The 21,620-nt window shown below is 73.0% G+C and carries 18 protein-coding genes; 6 read left to right on the top strand and 12 right to left on the bottom strand.

The genetic code is table 11. The features are described 5' to 3' along the window. Positions 1-76: 76 nt before the first annotated feature. From AC07D6_RS19185 to AC07D6_RS19170, 4 genes are all read right to left on the bottom strand, one after another. Positions 77-907, bottom strand: a complete 831-nt coding sequence (locus tag AC07D6_RS19185; RefSeq protein WP_479045835.1) for a helix-turn-helix domain-containing protein — start codon at positions 905-907, stop codon at positions 77-79. Then, a complete protein-coding gene (locus AC07D6_RS19180; protein ID WP_479045833.1) occupies positions 904-1,428 on the bottom strand; it encodes a DUF6879 family protein in 525 nt (174 codons plus the stop codon). Before AC07D6_RS19180 ends, AC07D6_RS19185 begins: the two co-directional genes overlap by 4 nt. After that, positions 1,412-1,603, bottom strand: coding sequence for a hypothetical protein (locus tag AC07D6_RS19175; protein WP_479045830.1), 192 nt, complete (start codon positions 1,601-1,603; stop codon positions 1,412-1,414). The genes AC07D6_RS19180 and AC07D6_RS19175 overlap by 17 nt, the downstream gene beginning before the upstream one ends. Positions 1,604-2,153: 550 nt before the next feature. Continuing rightward, positions 2,154-3,164 (bottom strand): glycosyltransferase family 2 protein, encoded by a 1,011-nt coding sequence (locus tag AC07D6_RS19170; RefSeq protein WP_479045828.1) that lies wholly within the window; start codon positions 3,162-3,164, stop codon positions 2,154-2,156. Positions 3,165-3,369: 205 nt separating this feature from the next. Here AC07D6_RS19170 and AC07D6_RS19165 point away from each other — a divergent pair, with 205 nt between their 5' ends. After that, the gene (locus AC07D6_RS19165; protein ID WP_479045826.1) at positions 3,370-4,896 is read left to right on the top strand and encodes an LCP family protein; all 1,527 of its coding nucleotides are present in this window, start codon (positions 3,370-3,372) and stop codon (positions 4,894-4,896) included. A gap of 289 nt (positions 4,897-5,185) precedes the next feature. Here the strand turns inward: AC07D6_RS19165 and AC07D6_RS19160 are convergent, their stop codons facing one another. Further along, on the bottom strand, positions 5,186-5,719 hold the full coding sequence (locus AC07D6_RS19160; protein WP_028964186.1) for an acyl-CoA thioesterase: 534 nt from the start codon (positions 5,717-5,719) through the stop codon (positions 5,186-5,188). Between the two features lie 119 nt (positions 5,720-5,838). Between AC07D6_RS19160 and AC07D6_RS19155 the strand changes: the two genes are divergently transcribed. Beyond that, positions 5,839-7,107: an LCP family protein gene (locus AC07D6_RS19155; protein WP_479045824.1), complete on the top strand. Its 1,269-nt coding sequence runs from the start codon at positions 5,839-5,841 to the stop codon at positions 7,105-7,107. Between the two features lie 70 nt (positions 7,108-7,177). Here the strand turns inward: AC07D6_RS19155 and AC07D6_RS19150 are convergent, their stop codons facing one another. The 4 genes from AC07D6_RS19150 to AC07D6_RS19135 form a co-directional block, all read right to left on the bottom strand. Then, complete coding sequence (locus AC07D6_RS19150; RefSeq protein ID WP_479045822.1) at positions 7,178-9,010, bottom strand: LCP family protein; 1,833 nt, start codon at positions 9,008-9,010, stop codon at positions 7,178-7,180. 29 nt (positions 9,011-9,039) lie between these two features. Further along, positions 9,040-10,845 carry an LCP family protein gene (locus AC07D6_RS19145; protein WP_479045820.1) on the bottom strand — a complete coding sequence of 602 codons (1,806 nt, stop codon included), beginning with the start codon at positions 10,843-10,845 and terminating at the stop codon, positions 9,040-9,042. 258 nt (positions 10,846-11,103) lie between these two features. Further along, positions 11,104-12,339, bottom strand: coding sequence for an LCP family protein (locus AC07D6_RS19140; protein WP_479045818.1), 1,236 nt, complete (start codon positions 12,337-12,339; stop codon positions 11,104-11,106). Between the two features lie 279 nt (positions 12,340-12,618). After that, positions 12,619-13,392: a TIGR03089 family protein gene (locus AC07D6_RS19135; protein WP_479045815.1), complete on the bottom strand. Its 774-nt coding sequence runs from the start codon at positions 13,390-13,392 to the stop codon at positions 12,619-12,621. A 128-nt stretch (positions 13,393-13,520) separates the two neighbouring features. On the opposite strand from AC07D6_RS19135, the gene AC07D6_RS19130 reads away from it, so the two are divergent. The 3 genes from AC07D6_RS19130 (at position 13,521) to AC07D6_RS19120 (ending at position 17,732) form a co-directional block, all read left to right on the top strand. After that, positions 13,521-15,158: a peptidoglycan recognition protein family protein gene (locus AC07D6_RS19130; protein ID WP_479045813.1), complete on the top strand. Its 1,638-nt coding sequence runs from the start codon at positions 13,521-13,523 to the stop codon at positions 15,156-15,158. Between the two features lie 153 nt (positions 15,159-15,311). Continuing rightward, positions 15,312-16,394, top strand: a complete 1,083-nt coding sequence (gene manB, locus AC07D6_RS19125; protein WP_479045811.1) for a mannose-1-phosphate guanylyltransferase — start codon at positions 15,312-15,314, stop codon at positions 16,392-16,394. 246 nt (positions 16,395-16,640) lie between these two features. Continuing rightward, positions 16,641-17,732, top strand: coding sequence for a DNA-3-methyladenine glycosylase family protein (locus AC07D6_RS19120; RefSeq protein ID WP_479045808.1), 1,092 nt, complete (start codon positions 16,641-16,643; stop codon positions 17,730-17,732). Positions 17,733-17,788: 56 nt separating this feature from the next. On the opposite strand, the gene AC07D6_RS19115 is transcribed toward AC07D6_RS19120, so the two are convergent. From AC07D6_RS19115 to AC07D6_RS19105, 3 genes are read right to left on the bottom strand one after another with little or no spacing between them, the layout of a single operon-like run. After that, the gene (locus AC07D6_RS19115; protein WP_479045805.1) at positions 17,789-19,093 is read right to left on the bottom strand and encodes a coenzyme F420-0:L-glutamate ligase; all 1,305 of its coding nucleotides are present in this window, start codon (positions 19,091-19,093) and stop codon (positions 17,789-17,791) included. After that, entirely contained in the window at positions 19,090-20,046 is a 957-nt protein-coding gene (gene cofD, locus AC07D6_RS19110; RefSeq protein ID WP_315879838.1) for a 2-phospho-L-lactate transferase, read from the bottom strand. Before cofD ends, AC07D6_RS19115 begins: the two co-directional genes overlap by 4 nt. Before the next feature lie 12 nt (positions 20,047-20,058). Next, positions 20,059-20,586, bottom strand: coding sequence for a cysteine dioxygenase (locus tag AC07D6_RS19105; protein WP_315879839.1), 528 nt, complete (start codon positions 20,584-20,586; stop codon positions 20,059-20,061). A 678-nt stretch (positions 20,587-21,264) separates the two neighbouring features. On the opposite strand from AC07D6_RS19105, the gene AC07D6_RS19100 reads away from it, so the two are divergent. Next, positions 21,265-21,528: a WhiB family transcriptional regulator gene (locus tag AC07D6_RS19100; protein WP_023588371.1), complete on the top strand. Its 264-nt coding sequence runs from the start codon at positions 21,265-21,267 to the stop codon at positions 21,526-21,528. Positions 21,529-21,620 lie beyond the last annotated feature (92 nt).

Genomic DNA, 21,620 nt, shown 5'->3' with positions numbered 1-21,620 from the left:
GATCAGTCGCTTCGGCCTTATGTGTCCTGCTGTCGCTCGCCATGGTTCCCATACTCTGCGAGCCATGGTTGAGTTTCTAGCCTGTTTCCTGTTCCCGCAAGAAGTTGTTTCGGATGTCCTTGATCAGATTCCGCATGTCTTCGTCGATCAGTGCTATTCGCTGAAACCGTTCGAACTTGTCAACGTAAAGTCCCACGTCCCGTGGGTCGGTGACGACGACTTCAGCGTGAACTGTTTCCACAGTCACCATGCGGTCGTCGCGGATGACGAACGCATGGTTAGGGATGTCGTGCTGCTGAATCTCCAAGGGGACTACGCGAATGTCCACATGGGAGAGTCGCGAAATGGAGGCGATACGGTCAAGCTGTGCAGCCATCATCTGTGGTGGCACAATGCGCCAGCGCAGAACTGGTTCCGTGATGACGAACCGCAGTGACTTTGTGTTGTCGTAGAGAACTGCTTGCCGTTCAAGCCGACCACTGATCGTTCGTGTGAGTGCGTCCTCGCTGAGGGTATGGCGTTGCAGAACAGCCCGGATGTACTCGGGGGTCTGGAGAAGTCCCGGAACCAGTGCGGGCTGAAACAGCCGCAGCATCGACATCTGGGCTTCCAGGGCCTTGGCGGCCTGCTGGCCCTTGTGGACCCCCATCCGCTTGAGCAGACGCCATGCTGTCGCTTCTGTCACTGACGCGCGTGCGGCCTCGGTGTACTCCGCCTTGATTTCGTCCGAGACGCCGATGGCGGTCAGGATGCGCTCTACGTCCGTCGCGCTTGCTGCGAGCTTCGCATTTTCGATCTTGGACAGCTTGGACGGAGACATGAGGGCGCTGCGGGCCACCGCTTTGGCCTCCTTGCCGGAAGCCACTCGCAGGGCCCGCAGCGCGGCCCCAAGCTGTGCTCTGTTCACGCCGCGTACTTGGCCCACCATTCAGTGAACGGCTCCGCGTGGGCGAGTGCCGTGTCACGGTGCCTAGCGAATTCCGCCGTTCGTTCCGGTGGTAGGACTTCCGAGCCCAGGTATTTTCCGGCGTCGTCGTAGTTCATCACGGCCAGGGCCTGGGAGTCGAAGAGCCAGAAGTCAGGTACGTTCTCCAACGGGTTGGGCCTGTCGGTGATGTCGAGGATGAAGAATTCCTCACCCCCGGACATGTTCTTCTGGTACCCCCACCCAAGTTCGAACCTGAGATAGTCCGTGAGCGGGCGGCGCAGGATGTGAACCCGGTAGACGCGCTTCCCTTTACCGGTGTGTGAGCGGAGCTCTTCGACCCACCCCGCGTTGTAGTCGTCCGGCTGCGGCTCCCCGGCCAGGAACGCGTGATAGGCGTCGACGTTCCCAGACTTGCTGTAGTCGTCGAGGGTTTCCAGTCGGAACGCCTCACGCTGGAACGTATCGAAGAGGTCGCCAAGGGCCCTAGATGAGGTTGTCACGGATGGCCTTCTGGATCAGTTCCATCGGGATCTCGACCAGGGCTTCGTGAGCGGAGATCTGAAGCCCGTGGTCCGTCGGAGTCTCGCCCTGAACCAAGAGCGTGCCGCGATCCGTCGCGTAGATCGTCGGGCAGTCCTTGATGTCGCACGTGCTGACCAGCTTGGTGACCTTCATGGTCCGGGTTCCCCTCTCCCATGCCGCTGCCAGTGCCTCCGCACCTCCGTTGATGCTCCCGAGGGCGGGGCGTATGGGTCAAGCGATCACGGTTGACGGAACGGGAAACCGCGTAACTGCCCGGGGCCTGCCCCTCCTCCGGCCGGTCGGAGAGGCCGTCATCAGGGCTGCACCCACCTGGGCAGACTGCTGGCGATCATGGGGAAATGCTGGGGAGGGCCCGTCCGGGAGGGGCGTTCGTGCAGGTCAGCGCCGTATGAGCGGTAAAGCACCCAGATCTACGAGGGCACGAACCAGGTCCAGCGCATCGTCATGGCCCGCAACCTGCCGTAGCAGGGCTTTCGCAGGTCAGCGGCCCTCTCGGATGGTCCTGGAGCCGTGACCGGCCTCCGGTCCGCTCGGGCCCGTTCGGCTTCCGGCCCGTTCGGGGAGTCCCCGGCGTCACCCCGGGGAAGTCCCGGGCCGGCGCCGGACCGGGCAGGGCCCCTGACCCGCACGAACACAACGGCCCCCGGCACGACGCCGGGGGCTCGTTGCGCGTCGTCGGGGGTCAGACCGGTGTGCGGACCGGGGGGCGGCGGCTGGCGATGACCTTCTTCGCCAGGGAGCGGGGGCTCGTCAGGAAGCCGTAGCCCCACGACATGTGCATCGTCGCCAGCGCCACCGGTATCCGCAGCCGGGCCTTCAGGGGCAGGCCCCGGCCCGCCGGGATCGAGCCCAGCGTGATCGCCGCGAGGTACCCGCCCGGCACGACGAAGCCCAGCGGCGTGAGCGTCGCGCCCACGGCGAGGCCGGCCGCGATGGCGCAGACGGCCACCGGCGGGGCCAGGTAGCGCAGGTTGATGGAGCCCTGGTGGTAGCGGGCGACGACGTGGCGCCAGCGGCCGTAGTCCTTGTACTGCTTCGCGAGCGCCCGCACGGACGGCCGCGGCCGGTACTGCACGCGCAGTTCCGGGGAGAACCAGATCAGCCCGCCGGCCTCGCGGATGCGGAAGTTCAGCTCCCAGTCCTGCGCGCGGATGAACTCCTCGTTGTACCCGCCCTGCCGCTCCAGCGCCTCGCGGCGGAACACGCCCAGGTACACCGTCTCCGCCGGGCCCGCCTCGCCGCCCGTGTGGAATGCGGCGTTGCCCACGCCGATCCGGGACGTCATCGCGGCGGCGACGGCGTCCTCCCAGGCGTTCTCGCCCTCGGCGTGCATGATGCCGCCGACGTTCTGCGCGCCGGTCTCCTCCAGCAGCCGCACCGCCGTCGCGATGTAGTTCGGCGACAGCATGCCGTGCCCGTCGACGCGCACCACGATCGGGTGGCGCGACGCCCTGATCGCCGCGTTCAGCGCGGCGGGCGTACGGCCCGACGGGTTGGGCACGGTGCGTACGCGCGGGTCCTCGCGGACCAGCTCGGCGGCGATCTCGTCGGTACGGTCCGTGGACGGGCCGAGCGCGATCACCACCTCCATCTCGCCGCCGTACTCCTGTTCGAGGATGTGGCGGACCGCGTTGCGAAGATGACGCTCCTCGTTGAGGACCGGCATGATCACGGAGACCGGGGGCAGGGGCATGGCTCCTCGGAGGTACGTAAGGACGTCCCGGGGCGGCGACGGCCGGGGGCCCGGGGGCCGGCCCCGGTGGACGGACAGCGGTAACGCCCGCCACGTTACCGCGAACGGGCGACCCGGGTGCGCGCCGCCCGGGGTGGTGCGGCCGGCAGCTGATCGTATGGGCCTACTGTGGCGGTCCCCCCATCCGCCCGCGGAGGTGTCCTTCGTGCCCGTCCCGCCCCGCCGACCCGCCCGCCCGGTCCCCCGGCCGCCGGCCCGCGGTGCGAGACGGCCGGTGGCCCCCGGGGCGCAACCGCCGCGGCGGCAGCCGGAGCGGCGGGGGAGGCCGCGGCGGCGCCGGGAGCGGCCCGGGTGGGGGGCGCGGATGGCGACGGCCCTGTCCGTCCTGGTCCTCGCGACCGGCGGCATCGGCCACGCCCTCTTCACCAGCCTCGACACGGGCATCGGCCGGGTCGACGCGTTCAAGGACATGAACAACCGTCCCGCGTCCGGCCACGGCACGAACATCCTCCTCGTCGGCACGGACGGCCGCGACAAGGTCACGCCCGCGGACAGGAAGCGGTACCGGCTCGGCGGCGCCCCCTGCCGCTGCACGGACACGATCATGCTGGCGCACATCTCGGCGGACCGCCGCCGCGCCAGCCTGGTGTCCCTGCCCCGCGACACGTACGCCGAACTGCCCGAGCACACGGACGCGACCACCGGCGAGCGCCACCACGGCCACCCGGTCAAGCTGAACGCCGCCTACGCCGAGGGCGGCCCCAACCTCACCATCCGGACCGTGGAGCGGATGACCGGCGTGAAGATCGACCACTACCTGGAGGTCGACTTCACCAGCTTCATGCGCACCGTCGACGCCCTCGGCGGCGTCCGGATCTGCACCGCCCGCCCGATGAAGGACCCGTACACGGGCCTCGACCTGCCCGCCGGGACGCACGTCCTCGACGGCGGCAAGGCCCTGCAGTACGTGCGGTCCCGCCACGTCGACGGGGGGTCCGACCTGGGGCGGATGCGGCGGCAGCAGCAGTTCGTCGCCGCGCTGATCGACCGGGCGACGAGCAGCGGCGCGCTGCTCAACCCGGTGCGGTTCCGGAAGGTCCTCGGCGCCCTGTCCGGGTCGGTCCGCGCGGACCGGGGGTTCGGCACGGAGGAGGTCCTGGCGCTGGCCCGGGCGATGCGCGGATTCACGACGGCGTCGTCCGAGTTCACGTCCGTGCCGGTCGAGGCGGCCGGCGTGCGGATCGACGGCATCGGGTCGACGGTGAAGTGGGACGCCGACCGGGCGCAGGAGCTGTTCGCGTCGATCCGCGAGGACCGGCCCCTCACCGCCCGCCCCGTCACGCCGGCGCCGCGCCGCGGGGACGTCGACGTCCCGCCGCGGAACGTCCGCGTCCAGGTGTACAACGGCACCGGGATCCGCGGCCTGGGGGCCCGGGTGGACGCCGCGCTGCGGGCGGCGGGCTTCGACACGACCCGCGCCCCGCACAACGGCGACCGGCGGGACGTGCGGCGGACCCTCGTCGCGTACGACCCGCGCTGGGACCGCTCGGCGAAGTCCCTCGCGGCGGCGCTGCCCGGCGCCCGGCTGAGCGCCGCTCCCGGTCAGGGGCCGCTGATGAAGGTCACGGCCGGCGCGGACTTCGAGGCCGTACGGCCGGTGCGCGCCGTGACCCCCGTGCGGTGGCCCGGCGGGTACGAGGCGCGCACCGGCGACCAGGTCGTCTGCCCCTGACCGGCCCGGGGCGGCGGCCCAGGCCGGTCACGGCGCCAGGCCCGGGGTGGCGGCTGACGCCGGTCGCGGCCCGGTCGCGGGACGGCGTTTGCCCCTGGTGGGTCCGGGGCGGCGGCTGAGGCCGGCCGTGGGACGACGTTTGCCCCTGACCGGCCCGGGGGCGCCTGAGTCCGGTCGCGGCCCGGTCACCGGGCGGCGTCCGCCCCGCCAGGCCCGGCGTGGCGCCTGAGTCCGGTCGCGGCCCGGTCGCCGGGCGGCGTCCGCCCCCTGACCGGCCCGGGGCGGTGGCTCAGTCGTCGATGCCCTCCGCCGCCCGGCGCTCGCGCAGCTCCTTGATGGCGCGGCGGCGGGCCAGTCGGTGGGTGCGGCGGATCTGGGCCTCCTGGTAGCGGCGCTTGTCGCGTTCGGTCTCCGGGATCACCGGCGGGACGGGACGCGGCTTGCCGTCCGCGTCGACGGCGGCGAACACCAGGTACGCCGAGCCGACCTGCGTGGCCGGCGTGGACTCGTTCCACCGCTCGGCCAGCACCCGCACGCCGACCTCCATGGAGGACCGGCCGGTCCAGTTGACCTGCGCCTTCACATGGACGAGGTCGCCGACGCGGACGGGCTCCAGGAAGACCATCTCGTCCATGGACGCGGTCACCGCGGGCCCGCCGGAGTGGCGTCCGGCGACCGCGCCCGCCGCGTCGTCCACCAACTTCATGATCACTCCGCCGTGCACCGTGCCGAGCAGGTTCGTGTCGTTGCCCGTCATGATGTGGCTGAGCGTGGTGCGGGACGCCGAGGTCGGCTTGCCCTCGGGGATGGCCTGGTCTGTCATGCCCTCTACCATATGCCCGGGGTCGGGAGGGCCCGCATTGCATCAGCTTCGCTACAGCGGGGCGCCGATTTCCCACCCGCCCTGTAAGGGCCGCGCGGGCGCGCGGCACACTGGTGCGCATGAATGACTGGCCTGAAGGACGGTCCGGCGACCGTCAGGGGCGTCACGGCCGCGGCAGCGCCGACGCCCGGCCCGAGGGCGCTCGGGTGATGCCCCACGTGCGGCCCGGTTCCGTCCCGCCGCAGCAGCGGCAGGGGTACGACGACGTGGCCGGCCGCGCCGCGCCGTACGACAGCGGCTACAACACGGGCCAGGTCTACGGCATCCCCCGGGGCGGCCACGGCGGTCCCGGCGGCCACGGCCCCGGCACACCGCCCGCGCCGCCGTACGGCCCCGGCGCGCGCCCCGCGCCGGACTGGGGCCGCCGCCTCAAGGTCGGCTCGATCACGGTCGTGGCCGTCCTCCTGGCCACGACGATCGGCACGTACTTCTGGGCCGACGGCAAGATGCGCCGCGAGGTGGACCTCGCCAAGGTCGTCGAGCGCCCCCAGGAGGGCGACTGCACGACGTACCTCATCGTCGGCTCCGACAGCCGCGAGGGCATGACCGCCGAGGACAAGAAGCGCCTGCACACCGGCTCCGCCGACGGCAAGCGCACCGACTCGATGATGATCCTCGCCGCCTGCGGCAGCGGGAATACGATGATCTCCCTCCCGCGCGACTCGGACGTGGAGATCCCCACGTTCGTCGGCTCGGAGTCCGGCAAGACGTTCCAGGGCACCGGCCGCCGGGTGAAGCTGAACGCGGCGTACGCCGAGGACGGCCCCGAACTGCTCGTCCGCACCGTCGAGCACAACACCGGGCTGCGCATCGACCACTACGCGGAGATCGGCTTCGCCGGCTTCGCCAACATCGTCGACGCGCTCGGCGGTGTCGAGCTGACCATCGAGAAGGGCTTCAAGGACAAGAAGTCCGGTGCCGACTTCAAGGCGGGCAAGCAGACCCTCGACGGCGAGCAGGCGCTCGCCTTCGTCCGGACCCGCTACGCCTTTGCCGAGTCGGACCTGGCGCGGACGAAGAACCAGCAGAAGTTCCTCGCGGCGCTCGCCAACCAGGCGGCGACGCCGGGCACGGTCCTCAACCCGTTCGCGCTGTACCCGACGCTCGGCGCCGGCCTCGACACGCTCATCGTCGACAAGGACATGTCGCTGTTCGACCTCGCCGAGATGTTCTTCGCGATGAAGAGCGTCAACGGCGGTGACGGGAAGTCCATGAACATGCCCGTCTCGGGCAGCCGCGGCGGCAACCTCGTCTGGGACAGGGCGAAGGTGAAGGAGCTCGTGCGGCAGATCCAGAACGACGAGAAGGTCACCGTCACCGGTAACTGACCGCCGTGGACACGGGGCGGGGCCGGTCACCGCGTACGGTGACCGGCCCCGCCCCTCGTCGTGCGGCCCGCTACCACTGGTAGGGCTTGTACACGTCCATGCAGTCGGCCTTGGCGCCGTTGGAGTTCTCGGCGTCCGACGGCAGGTCGCCGGCCTTGGGCTCCTCCTGCTTCGGGAACGCGTCGCCCTCGCGCCAGTCTCCGCCGACCGTCAGCCTCAGCCCGTCCACGTCGTCGGCGGCCCGCACCGCGCCGGCCGGCAGGCCGACCGCCGCCGCCACGGACAGCGCGTCCGCCTTCCCCTGCGGGCCGGACGACTTCGGGTAGGCGAGGACCGTCTCCGTCGCGGGCGTCGCGTCCCGGGAGGCGGCGGCCCGGGTGAAGCCCTTGCCGCGCAGCGCCTCGGCGACCCCGCTGGCGCGGCCCTTCACCGCGTACTGCCCGTCCGTCCCGGTGCCGTTGACGACCGTGACGGCGAGGGAGGACGGCGCGGCGGCGGCCGGCCCGGTCTCCTTCGGCGCGGTGGACGGCTTCGCCGCCGCCGTCGAGGGGCCGCCGTTGCTGTCGAAGGGGATGTCCTCGCGGAGCATCCGCCAGATCTGCTGCGCGGACTTCTCCACGGGCAGCAGGTGCGCGCGGTTCTGGTGGTCCTCGACCGTCGGCAGCGTCGTCATGGTGATGCGGTTGGTGGGGACGTCCTTCAACTCCATGGCGAGGGCGAAGAGTTCGTCCACCGTACCGAGCTCCTCGGACACCTGCAGCGCCTTCGTCCCCGCCTCCGCGAGGTCCATGATCCGGCCGGTGTCCGTGAACGCGTTCTGCTCCTTGAGCTGGCGCAGCATCGCGTTCATGTACATGTGCTGGGCCTTGGCGCGGCCCTGGTCGTTGAAGAAGGCGTGCCGGGTGCGCAGCCACTGCAGCGCCTGCTCGCCCTTGACGTACGTCTCGCCCTTCCGCAGCTTCAGCCCGGAGCCGCCCGGGACCTGCGCGGTCGGCCGGTCCCACACGTTCGCCTTCACGCACACGGGGACGCCGCCGACCGCGTCGGCCATCCGCACCACGCCGGCGAAGTCGACCATCATCCAGTGGTCGATGTAGACCCCGGTCAGCTTCTCCCAGGTGGTGAGGGTGCAGCCGGGCCCGCCGCGCTGCAGCGACTCGGTGATGATCCGGTTGGTCGGCGGGTACTCCTCGCCCGTCTCGGTGTCCTTGCAGGCGGGGATGTCGACGCGGGTGTCGCGCGGGATGCTCACCACGGCGGCGCTCCTGCGGTCGGCGGAGACGTGCAGGAGCATCTGGACGTCGCCGCGCGGCTTGTCGCCGACGGTGTCCTTGGCGCCGCCGAGCGCCAGGTTCTCCTTGGAGTTACGGCCGTCCGCGCCGATCAGCAGGATGTTGAGCGGGGTGTTGCCGGACGCGTCGGGCGCGGCCTTCTGCACGCCGCTGTCGCCGCCGCTGCGGCCGCCGCTGCGGATGTTGCCGTTGAGGTGCTCGATGTAGAGGTACCCGGCGCCCGCGGTGCCCAATATCAGCAGCGACAGCAGCGAGGCGGCCCAGCGCAGCACCCGCCGCCTGCCGCTGCGGGCGCGCCGCTGAGGCGGCCGGCCCGCCCGGCGGCGGCCACCGCCGGCGCTCCGCGTGCCGCGCCCGGCTCCACCGCCCGGCCCGCCGTCCTTCCCCCCGTCCGGGGCGCCGCCGCCCGCGCGCCGGGCACCCCCGCGCCCGGTGCCGGCCGTCGTGCCCGCGCCCGTACCCCCGTCCGTCGCGACGGCGCCGTCGCCGCCGGTCCGGTCGTACGACGGGCCCGCTCCGTCGGGACCGTCGTCCCGCCCCGGGTCACGGGCGTCCCGGGCGTGCGGAACGCCGTCCCGCGTCCCCTCCCCACGCACGCTGCTGTGTCCCACCCACGTCTCCCCTGTTGATCAGGTCCGCGTCACTTCGCGCACACCTGTTTGTCCGCTGCCATCGCACCCTCCGGCGCCTTCGCCGGTCCGGTGAGGGGGACGCCCGCGCCCTTGAAGTCCCTGCCGAGGGTGAGCGTCATCGGCTCGCGCTCCCCGGCGTCCTCCGTCCCCTGCTTCAGCGCCGTCGCGGGCAGGCCCATCAGGTCCGCGAGCGCGCGGGCCTGGTCCGCCTGGTTCGGCGCGAACTCCAGCGTCGTCTTCGCGATCTCCGCCGGGGCGTTCGCCTTGTTCGTCGACTTGAGGACGCCCGCCGAGTTCTGCAGCCAACTGATCGTCGACTGGGCCCCGCCGCGCACGCCGCTGCCGTTGTACACGTCGACCCGTACGTCGGCGGCCTTGGCGCGGGGGCCCTCCAGGAGCGCGGCCTGCGCCTCCTTGCGGGCGTTCTTGGCGTCCTTCTCCTTCTGCTCCACCTCGGTGAGCGAGATGTCGTTCTTGATGATGGAGAAGAGCGGCTCGGCCTTGGCCTCGTCGAGGACGACCGTCGCCTTGACCGTCTCGGCCGGGTTGTCGAGGACCGGGACCGTGGCGAAGGTGATGTTCTTCGGGTCGACCTTGGCGACCTCCATGCCCAGTTCCTGGAGCTTCTTGACACTGCCTATGCCGTCGTCGACGGTGAGCGCCTTCGTCGCCGCGTCCGCGAGGTCCAGCAGCTTCGACGGGCTGGTCAGCGTGTCGCTCGACTTCATCTTCCGGAACATCGAGCCCATGAACTGCTGCTGCGTCTGGATGCGGCTCAGGTCGCTCTTGTTGCCGAACGCCTGCCGGGTGCGGACGAACGCCAGTGCCTGCTCGCCCTCGATGACGCTCGTGCCGGCGGGCAGGTCCAGCCCGGACTTCTTGTCCTTCACGGGCTGCTCGACGCACACCTCGACCCCGCCGACGGCCGACGACAGCGTCTTCACGGCGTTGAAGTCGACCATCATGAAGTGGTCGATGGGGACGCCGGTGAGCTCGTGGACGGTGGCCATGGTGCACCCGGGGTTCCGGTCCATCTGGCCGAGGCTCGTGTTGAACCGCACGCCGCTCTGGGCGGGGATCTTCTTCTCCGTGCCGTCGTCGAGCTTCGTCGTGCACTCGGGGATGTCGGTGATCAGATCGCGCGGGATGGACAGCGCCGTGGCGTTCGTCCGGTCCTTGGAGACGTGCAGGAGGATCGTCGTGTCGGCGTGTCCGGGGCTGTTCTTGTCGCCGTAGCCGGAGTTTCCGTCACCGGTGCGCTTGTCGGTGCCGATGACCAGGATGTTGATGGCCTGGTCCTTCTTGAAGCCGGTGCCGCCGCCCGCGCCCGCGACGTCGATGGTGCTGAGGTTCCCGTCGAGCCGCTCGTACAGGTAGTAGGCGACGGCGCCGGTGGTGAGGAGGGCGAACGCGGTGACCCCGCCCGTCCACATGAGCGCCTTCTTCGTACGGGTCTTCCCGCCCTTCGCCTTCCCCCGGCGCCGGCCGGCCGCCGCCGGGGCCGCGGCGCGGCGTCCGCCGCCCTGCGCGGGCGGCTCGGCGGTCCGGCGCCTGCGCTGCCCGGGGACCTCCGCCGCACGGCGCCGGGGGCCCGCCGGCGACTTCTCGGCCGGGGCGGCCGGCGCGGCGGACGAGGACGGCGTACGGGCGGCCCGGCGCCCCTGGGCGGGCGGGGCCGCGGGGTGGGGGGCGGTGGAGGGTTGCTGCCCTTCGGAGTGGTCCAGTCGCAGTTCGTAGTTGCCTGTCTGCGGGTTCAGTACCCACTGGTCGGCGGGGTCGATGCCCTCCGCCCCTCCACGGCTGTGCGCGTCCACGGTCGCCTGAGTCCTCCGTCGGTGCCACGCGAGGCGCCCTCCCCCATCGGGCGCTCGGTCTTTCGATCCACGGGTGCGCGTCCTGCTCGGTCGCTCGCACCGGATCGCGTCACACTATCCGCCCAGTTCAGCGCCGGGCGACGTCCGTGACAAATTCCACGCCCCTTACAAGCGGGCATTCCGCCCAATCGTCATACTCCGTCGCCCCCGTCACGATTTTCCTCACACCTCCCCGCGGGCCCCCGACGGGCCCGCGCATCAAGGGCACGCGTTCGCGGCCGCATTGGTTCCGGTGAACGTGGGCACCGGGGCGGGGGCCCCGGAGGCCCTCGGCGAAGCGCCCGGCGCGGTGCCCGCCCCGGGGGTCCCGGACGCCCCGGTCGGCCCCCCGGTCGCCGGCGCCCGGGTCGCCGGTGCCGAGGGCGTCGCCCCGCGGCCGTCCCGCTCGGCGGCCGGGACGACCGCCACCGGCGCGTCCACGCGCAGCCGCTTGAACAGCAGCCCCGCGTCCGGCTGTACCAGTTCATCCCTGTTTGGATTGGCGTGATACGGCTTACGGGGAACCGTCAGGAACTGCACCTTTTCGGTGGGTACGCTGCGCAGCCGCCGCGCCAGGTCGTACAGGTCCTTCAGCGAGTTGAGCTCCGGGTCCGTGGTGAGCGCCTTGGTCGCCGCGTCCAGGACCGGGTACAGCCGGGCCGGGTTGAGCAGGACGCCGTTGCTCTGCATCTTGGTGACGAGCGCGCCGAGGAACTCCTGCTGCCGGCTCATGCGCTCCGTGTCGCTGCCGTTGCCGAGGGACTTGCGGGCCCGCACGTAGCCGAGGGCCTGCTCGCCGTCGAGCGTCTGCGGCCCGGCCGGCAGCTCCAACTTGGCGTCCGGGTCGTCGATGGGCTCGCGGACGCACACCCGCACGCCGCCGACCGCGTCCACCATGTCCTTGAACCCCCGGAAGTCGACCACCACGTGGTGGTCGACGCGGATGCCGGTCAGCTTCTCGACCGTACGGACCGTGCACGCCGTCCCGCCCACCTGGAACGCCAGGTTGAACTGGGCGAACCGCGGCGCGGACCGCTTGCCCGCGCTCGTGCGGCAGCCCGGGAGCTCCACCATCAGGTCGCGCGGGAGCGACACGGCCGTCACGCCGTGGCCGCGCGCCGACAGGTGCAGCAGGATCGTCGTGTCGGACCGCTGCGTGCCCTGGTCCTGCCCGTACTCGGCGTTCTCCCCGGCCCGGGTGTCGGAGCCGATGAGCAGGATGTTCCTGCCGCCGCGCGGGACGGGCAGGGGGCGCTCCCGCTCGTAGCGCTTCAGCTCGGCCACCGCCGCCGCGTCGGTGGTGATGTTGCCGTCGAGCTTCCGGTACAGCCACCAGCCGGTGCCGGCCGCCACGAGGACGACGACGGACGAGCCCAGCGCCGCCCAGCGCAGCCACGTCGGCCGGTGTCCGGCCGAGGTGTCCGGGTCGGGGGGAGTGCCGGCGGTGTCCGTCACGTCGTCAGTCCGTCCTTAGAAGGCGTCGGCGGCACCCAGGGCGGCCGTCGCATGGTGAGACGGCCGAACCCCGCGCGGGGTTGTGCGCCCGGTGAGGCGTACCGCCGATGATGTACCGGACGGGACCCCGGAACCCGGCGGACTCGGCACGCGGTCCGCCGGACGGGTGGACGGCGGCGGGCCGGAGGTCCGGCAGCGCCGGCGGTGTCGGGCGGTGTCGTCCTGGCGGTGTCTGGCGGTGTCGGCCCGGTCGTGTCGGACGGCGTGGGCCCGGCCGCGTCAGGCGGCGTCGGCCCGGTCGGTGACGCGCTCGCTCCCGATCCGCGCGGCCAGCGCCTCGGGCGCCAGCCGGTCCAGGTGGCGGCACAGGACGACGGAGCCGCCCGCGGCCAGCGGCGCGTACAGCCCCGCGGCCACGCCCTCCCAGGAGTCCCAGGGCAGCCCGGACAGCAGCCGCGACCCGGGGCCGAGGCCGCGCCGCGCCGCGTCCGCGCGCGCCCGCTCGACGAGGGCGGCGCCCGTCAGCTCCGTACGGCCGCCCGAGGAGTCGCGTACGGCGAGGGCGGGGGCGTCCGGGTCGACGGGGGCGTACGGGGCGAACCGGTCGCCCTGGCTCGGCACCTCGACCGCGTAGTCGTCGTAGCCGGCGGGCGGCGCGGGGAAGCGGCGGCCCAGCGGGGCGAGCGACAGGGCGAGGCGGCTGCCGGTGCAGGCCAGGCCCTCGTCGAGCCGGTCGGGGCCGGCCACCACGTGGTCCGCGCCGGCCGGGTCGCCGTCGAGGTCGGCCACCACGCCCACGGACGCGCAGGCGAGCAGCCAGACGGCGGTCTGCCAGTGCGCGGGCAGCAGCAGGGCGACCCGCTCGCCGGGCTCGGCGGAGAGCCCGTCCTGGAGCAGGTTCGCCGTCTTGGCCACCCAGTTGGCGAAGGTGGCCACCGAGAGTTCGACGCGCTCACCGGTGGCGTCGTCGTAGTACGTGACCAAGGGGCGGGCCGGGTCCGCGGCGAGCGCGGATCGCAGCAGGTCGGCGGGGGTGCGGTCGCTGGCGTTCACGCGGCCAAGGGTACGCGGGCGGGGCGGGCGCGGCGGGGCCGAGCGGGTGATCCCGTACGCCGGAAGGACCGATGGGGCGTCAGGGAAATCGAGAAGCGCAACTCCGGTGAAATGTCCACTATCTGGCTATGCGTTCCATTCGAGTTCCCTTGATCGGCGTAGCGGTCGCGGTCGCCACCGCCTCCGGCTCCGCCCTCGCACTGCCCCTGACCCTGTCCACATCGGCCGTCGCCGCGCCCGCGGCGGGCGACGTGCCGGACCCCGGTTCCACCCGCTCCCTGCCCCTCGTGCCGCTGCCCGACCCCGAGCGCAGCGCGCCCCCCGGCACCCGCGCCGCCCAGGGCCTGCCGCGCCGGGACGTCGAACCGTTCTCGATGGTCGGGGTCGTCTGGGACGAACCCGACGCCGAACTGCACGGCACCGTCCAGGTGCGCACGCGGTCCACCGCGACCGGCGCCTGGTCGGCCTGGCAGGACCTGGAGGCCCACCAGCACGACCACGGCGCCGACCCCGGTACGGCCGAAGCCCGTTCGGAGGCGGTGCGCGGCGGGACCGCGCCGCTGTGGGTGGGCGACTCGAACGGCGTCGAGGTGCGCGTACGGCCCGAGGCGCCCGAGGCGTCCGAGGGGCGCGGTGCCGCGGCGCCGGCCCTGCCGCGCGGTCTGCGCGTCGAGCTGGTGCACCCGGGCGACGACCCGGCCGGTGCGGCGGAGCCCGGCGCCGGGGGCGCCGGACAGGGCCTGGACGCCGCGCCGCAGGACGACGCCCCGCACGACGACCCGGCGACGGACGAGGACCCCGACGACACGGATCCCGACGACACGGACCCCGACGACGGTGACGACGGCGGCGGTGACGCCGATGGCGACGACGGTGACACCGACGGCGACGGTGACGACGGCGGCGACGACACCGACACGGACACCGACACGGACACGGACACGGACACCGACACGGATACCGACACCGACACCGACATGGACGAGGGGCCCACCGGGCCCGTGGAGGGTGATCAGGACGCCGGCGCGCTCACCCCGGAGGAGTCGGCCGCCTCGGCCGTCAACGCCGACCTCGCCCCCCTCGGCGCCACCGAGATCCCGGCGCTCTCCAAGGCCGAGACGGAGGCGGACCTCCCCAGCACCACCGCCGCCAAGCCGTACATCGGCGCGCGCCCGCGGATCGTCACCCGCAAGGGCTGGGGCGCCGACGAGAAGCTGCGCGAACCGAACTTCCTGTACACGAAGTCCGTCCAGGTGGCCTTCGTCCACCACAGCGCCACCGGCAACAACTACACCTGCGCCCAGGCCCCCTCCGTCCTGCGCGGCATCTACCGCTACCACGTCCAGAGCATGGGGTGGCGCGACCTCGGCTACAACTTCGCCATCGACAAGTGCGGGACCATCTACGAGGGCCGCGCGGGCGGCGTGGCCAAGCCCGTCCAGGGCGCCCACACCCTCGGGTTCAACACCAACACCACCGGCATCGCGGTGCTCGGCTCGTTCTCCTCCACCACCCCGCCCGCCAAAGCCGTCACCGCCGTCGCGAAGCTGACGGCCTGGAAACTGGGCCTCTACGGAAAGGACCCGCGCGGCAAGAGCACGCTGACGTCGGGCGGCGGAAACCGGTACAAGAAGGGCACGAAGGTTCAGTTCAACACCATCTCCGGACACCGCGACGGCTACTCCACCACCTGCCCCGGAGCCAAGCTGTACGGCAAGCTCGGCACGATCCGTGCCGCCTCCGCCGGCTACCAGGGCAGGCCCTGACCGAAACGCCGTGTCGGACCGTCCGTCCAGGTCTGCCTAGGATCTGCCTACACTGCCTGGTCGTGCCGATCATATGAGCGCTCCCCGGCCGGGGCCGGAGCGCCGGACCGGCCACCACCCCACGACCGGCCCAGCAGGAAGCAGAGACGACAGGTGACAGAAGCGATCCTCCTGGTCGGCGGCAAGGGAACCAGGCTGCGACCGGTGACGGTGAACACACCGAAGCCGATGGTCCCGGCGGCGGGCGTGCCGTTCCTCACGCACCAGCTCGCCCGGGCCCGCGCGGCCGGCGTCGAGCACATCGTGCTGGCGACCTCGTACCTGGCCGAGGTGTTCGAACCGTACTTCGGCGACGGGTCGTCGCTCGGGCTCCACCTGGAGTACGTCACCGAGGTGGAGCCGCTCGGCACCGGCGGTGCGATACGCAACGTCGCCCCGCGGCTCACGTCGGGGCCGGACGAGCCGGTCCTCATCTTCAACGGGGACATCCTCACCGGCCTCGACATCCGCGCCCTGGTCGACACCCACGAGACCTCGGGCGCCGACGTCTCCCTGCACCTGACCCGGGTCGAGGACCCGCGGGCGTTCGGGCTCGTCCCCACGGACCCCACCGGACGCGTCACGGCGTTCCTGGAGAAGCCGCAGACGCCGGAAGAGATCGTCACCGACCAGATAAACGCCGGCGCGTACGTGTTCCGCCGGTCCGTCATCGACACGATCCCCGCCGACCGGCCCGTCTCCGTCGAACGCGAGACGTTCCCCGGCCTCCTCGCGGACGGCGCCCACCTCCAGGGCATGGTCGACTCCACGTACTGGCTCGACCTCGGCACCCCGCAGGCGTTCGTCCGCGGCTCCGCCGACCTCGTCCTGGGGCGCGCCCCCTCCCCGGCCGTACCGGGCCGCTGCGGCGACCGCCTGGTCGTGGCCGGCGCGACCGTCGCGCCGGACGCCAAGCTCACCGGCGGTACGGTCATCGGAGAGGGCGCCACGGTCGGCGAGGGCGCCCGGATCGACGGCAGCACCGTCATGGCGGGCGCGGTCGTCGAGCCCGGCGCGGTGGTGACCGACTCCCTCGTCGGCGAGGGCGCCCGGATCGGCGCCCGCACCGTGCTGCACGGCGCGGTGATCGGCGACGGCGCGCACGTGGGCGCCGACAACGAACTGCGCGACGGCGTCCGCGTCTGGTGCGGTGCCCGCCTGCCCGACGCGTCGGTGCGCTTCTCCTCCGACCAGTAGCCGGGCGCGTCCGGGGGGCCATGGCGTTGCGGGGTGGTGAACCCGGGCGGGACGAGCCAGTAGCCGGGCGCGTTCGAGGGCCATGGCGTTGCGGGAGCGGTGACCGGGGCGGGACAGCCGGCAGCCGGGCGCGTCCGGGGGCCATGGCGTTGCGGGAGCGGTGACCGGGGCGGAACGACCGGCAGCCGGACGCGTCCGGGGACTACCCTGTCGGGGATCCGACCTTCCCGCACCACTGGAGCCCCCGTGGCCGGCCGCTACGCCCCCCGCCCCCGGCGCACCCCCGCGCCCGGCGGCCCGGGCGTACCCGCGGGCCCTCCCGGTACTTCCGGCCCTCCCGGGCGGCTGGGGGCGGCGGGGACGACGGCCGGGCACTCCACGCGCGTTCCGGTCCGGGCCCCGGGCCCGACGGGCGCCCCGGCGGTGCGGTCCCGGCGGCGCTGCTGGGTGCCGCCGTGGCCGTTGGACCTCGGGCTCACGCTGGGCCCGCTGCGGCGGGGCCCCGGCGACCCCACCTTCCGGGCCACGCCCGACGGCGCGTTCTGGCGGACGTGCCGTACGCCCGAGGGGCCCGGCACGCTGCGGATCACCGCGAGCGGCGGCGCCGTCGAGGCCGAGGCGTGGGGGAGCGGCGCGGACTGGCTCCTGGACCGGCTGCCCGTCCTGCTCGGCGAGCGGGACGACCCGGACGCGTTCACGCCCCGCCACCGCCTCCTCGCCCTGACCCGGCGGCGCCTCCCCGGCCTGCGGCTCGTACGCACCGGGCTGGTGATGGAGTCGCTGGTCCCGTCGATCCTGGAGCAGAAGGTCACGACGGACGAGGCGTACCGCGCGTGGCGGCTGCTCGTGCGCCGGTACGGCGACCCCGCGCCCGGCGCCCCCGCCGCGCTCCGCCTCTCCGTGGTGCCGGAACCCCGCACGTGGGCGCTCGTACCCTCCTGGGAGTGGCACCGCGCGGGAGTCGACGGCAAGCGCTCGGCGACCGTGCTCCGCGCCGTACGGGTCGCGCCCCGCCTGGAGGAGGCGGCCGGCATGGCGCCCGAGGACGCCCGGCGCCGGTTGGAGCTGGTCCCCGGCATCGGCCCGTGGACGTCCGCCGAGACGGTCCAGCGCAGCAACGGCGCGCCCGACGCGGTCACGACCGGCGACTACCACCTGCCCGGCATCGTCGGCCACGCCCTGGCCGGCCGCCGGGACGCGGACGACGCGGAGATGCTGGAGCTGCTGGAGCCGTACGCCGGGCAGCGGCACCGCGCCGCCCGGCTGATCCTGCTCAGTGGCCGCACCCCGCCCCGCCGCGCCCCACGCATGACACCGCGCGACATCGCCCCCCTCTGACCCGCCCCCCACCCGACCCCGCCCACGACGGACCGGCCCGCGCGGCCCGCGGGGCCTCACCGGACGGTGAGGAAGTCCTCCGGGTCCCGCTCCGGCCGGGGCTTCGCCGGCTCGGCAGGCCGACCGATCGCGACCGCGCCCATCGGGTCCCAGTCGTCCGGCAGGTCCAGCACCTCCCGCACCACGTCGCGGCAGAACATCGTCGACGACACCCACGCCGAGCCGAGCCGCTCGCCCGCCAGCGCCACCAGGAAGTTCTGCACCCCGGCGCCCGCCGCGACCACGAACATCTCCCGCTCGGCGGTGTCCCTGCGCGCGTCCCCGTAGTGGTGGGCGCCGGCCGTCACCAGGCACGGCACCACCAGGTACGGCGCGTTCCGCAGGACGTCGCCGCGGCGGACGCGCCGGGCGACGGACTCCTCGTCCCGCCCGTCCCGCCGCAGGTCGGCGATCCACGCCTCCCGCATCGCGTCCAGGAGCCGGGTCCGCGACGCGGCGCTCTCCAGCAGCACGAACCGCCACGGCGTCGTGTGGTGCGGCGCGGGCGCCGTCACCGCCGCGGCCACCGCGCGCCGTACGGCACCGGGGTCGACCGGATCGTCGGTGAACGCCCGTACGGTGCGGCGCCGCGTGACCGCCTCGCGCACCGCCTCCGAGGTGCCGAGCCGGAACATGTCACTGCCCGCGTCGCGCACCAGCGCCCGCGCACCCGGGTCGTCCTCACCGTCCTCGGCCACCAGGTGCGGCAGGCCGCGCACGACGGCGACGGGCCGCCCGGCGGCCTTGCCCTTGACCAGGTCGCCGGCGGCGGCCAGCTCGTCCGCACTGGCCACGACCGTCGCGACGAGCGGGTTGCCGTACGTGTCGGTGCCGCCCCGCAGGTCGTCCAGGACGCGCACACCGGCCGCGCCGATCGCGACGTCCGTGAGCCCGCTGCGCCAGGGCCGGCCGAACGTGTCGGTGACGACGACGCCGACGTCGACGCCGAGCAGGTCGCGCAGCCCGGCGCGGAGGGCGCGGGCGGACGCGTCGGGGTCCTCGGGCAGCAGCAGGACCGTCCCGGCGGGCGTGTTGGACGCGTCGACACCGGCCGCGGCCATCACCAGCCCGTTGCGGTTCTCGACGATCCGGAGCGTGCCGCGCCGGGCGACGGTCCGGACGGTCTCCGCGTCGATGGCCGCCTCGCGGTCCTCGGCGGCGACGACCCGCCCCTCCGCCTTGCTCACGACCTTGGACGTGACGAGGACGACGTCGCCGTCCGCGAGGTCCGGCTCGGCCGCGGCGATCAGCGCGGCCAGGTCGTCGCCCTTCGTGACCTCGGGGATCCCGTCCGGTGCCCACACCCGGTACGAGACGGTCATCCGCGCACCTCCTCGGCGAGGGCCAGCGCCTCGCGCGCCATCGCCGCGGCCGCGTCGACGTCGGTCATCAGCAGCGGAACGGACCGGCAGCGGATCCCCGCGGCCTCCACCTCCGCGATCGCGTCCGCGTCGACCGTGTCGACGAGCCAGCCGTCCAGCAGCCCCGAGCCGTAGTGCCGGGCGACCGCGGCGGCCGTCGCCTCCACGCCCACCGCCGCGAGGACCTTGTCGGCCATGCCGCGCACCGGCGCGTTCCCGACGATCGGCGACAGGCCTACGACGGGGACGCCGGCCTCCGCGACGGCCTCCCGGATGCCCGGCACGGCGAGGATCGTGCCGATGCTCACCACCGGGTTGGACGGCGGGAACAGCACCACGTCCGCCTCGGCGATCGCCTCCAGCACGCCGGGCGCGGGCTTGGCCTGCTCGGCGCCGACCGGCACGACCGCGTGCGCGTCGACGGAGGCGCGCAACTTCACCCAGTACTCCTGGAAGTGCACCGCCCGCCGTTCGCCGCCGATCTCGACCGCGACGTGCGTCTCGACCCGGTCGTCGGACATCGGCAGCAGCCGCACGCCGGGCCGCCACCGGTCGCACAGCGCCTCGGTGACGGCGCTGAGCGGGTAACCGGCGCCCAGCATCTGCGTACGGACGATGTGCGTGGCGAAGTCGCGGTCGCCGAGGCCGAACCACTCCGGTCCGACCCCGTACGCCGCGAGTTCGCCCTTGACCGTGAAGGTCTCGTCCGCACGGCCCCAGCCCTGCTCCTCGTCGATGCCACCGCCGAGGGTGTACATCACCGTGTCCAGGTCGGGGCAGACCTTCAGCCCGAAGAGATGGATGTCGTCACCTGTGTTGCCGATGACCGTGATGTCCGCGTCGGGCGCGGCCCGCTTGAGGCCGCGCAGGAAACGGGCACCACCGATGCCACCGGCCAGAACCACCATGCGCATGCGGGCAGTCTGTCAGGCGGGGACGACACTCCGGGCGCTCGGGGCGAAACTGTGGATAACTCCGGCCGTGTCGTGCATCGGCATGTCGGTGAGGCCCGGGAAGTAGAGGTGCAGACTGACGGCCGGTTCGAGCGAGTCGTTGACGAGCTCGTGCACCCGGCCGGGGGTGACGACCCGGCCCGGCGCGCCCTGCGCGCCCCCGGCGAGCGTCCGCACGCCCCCTTCCGTACGTTCCGTCAGCTCGCCCTCCAGCACGGTGAAGTAACCCGACGAACGGCCGTGGTCGTGCGGCCCCGTGCCCTGGCCGGGCAGCCACGACAGCAGCCACACCTCGTAGCCGGGCCCGGTGCGCAGCCGGCGGTACCAGCGGGTCGTGGCGTCGTACGCGACGAGCGGCGCCCACAGGGCGCGGTCGGCCGCGATGGAGCGGGCGAGACCGGCGAACTCCGCGACGGTGCTCGGGTGTTCCTTGGCGGGCTGGAGGAGGTGCTGGACGGCGAGGATGTCGCCGGCGATCTGGAGGTCGCTGTCGCTGTTCATGGGTGCTGGGTGTCCTCGGCGGAGCGGTTCGGCGGGTACGGGCCCGCGCGTGCGCCGGGGGAACGGGCGTGCGCGGGTGCGGCGTGGGACTCGCCTGGGGGAGGGGCTGGAGCGCTACGGCGTCAACAGCACGAACAGCAACAGCGCGCGTGGACAGCGCGCCGGAACCCACGGGCACCGTGGGTCGCGAGGAGCGCTGTGGTCGCTGGCATGCCCCCACGGTGGACCGGCCCGATTCCTCCTGTCAAATCGGTGACCGGTTCGGCGGCAGTGATTCACCTCATCCGGTCAGGGCGTCAGAAGAAAGGTTTGTGCTGGCGGGGTCCGGGACACATGGCGCAGGAACCACCCGCGCAAACACCGCCAGGGGTCCGTGACCCGGCTGTGATCCGGGTCGCTTCGCCGGCCCGATCGCAACAGGATCGCGGCCCGGATCGTCCTCCATGGCGAGGGGCGTCCGGCGGCGGAGCGCGGGACAGGCGGCGGGCAGTGTCTCATTTTTGCTGATTTGAACACTTTCCGCACCACCTTGGTTCCGCAGAGTGAATACCGGGCCCAATAGCAGATCTCAGCTTGACTGCCCCGGAGCTACACACTTGTAATTTCGCTCGTGTCGTTCGGCCGGAAATGGGAAACGGCGGCATCACGGGGACGTATAGAGACAGACGAGGGGCGCAGATGACCGAGTTGTTCCAGGAACTGCTGGTCGAGGACGCGGACGAGGAACTCGGCTGGCAGGAGCGCGCGTTGTGCGCCCAGACCGATCCCGAGTCCTTCTTCCCCGAGAAGGGCGGATCCACCCGCGAGGCCAAGAAGGTCTGTCTCGCCTGTGAAGTCCGCTCGGAATGCCTCGAATACGCACTCGCCAATGACGAGAGGTTCGGAATCTGGGGCGGCCTGTCCGAGCGCGAGCGCCGACGCCTGAAGAAGGCCGCCGTCTGACCCTCCCCGCGGCCCCTGCGGCCCCCGCGGCCCGCAGGCGCCGTTCCCCTGCCCGCCGCCGCCCGACCGCGGAGACCACCCGCGCGTGCCCG

The sequence above is a fragment of the Streptomyces sp. NPDC045287 genome (assembly GCF_056432325.1).
This window is presented reverse-complemented; position numbering and strand designations above follow the sequence as displayed.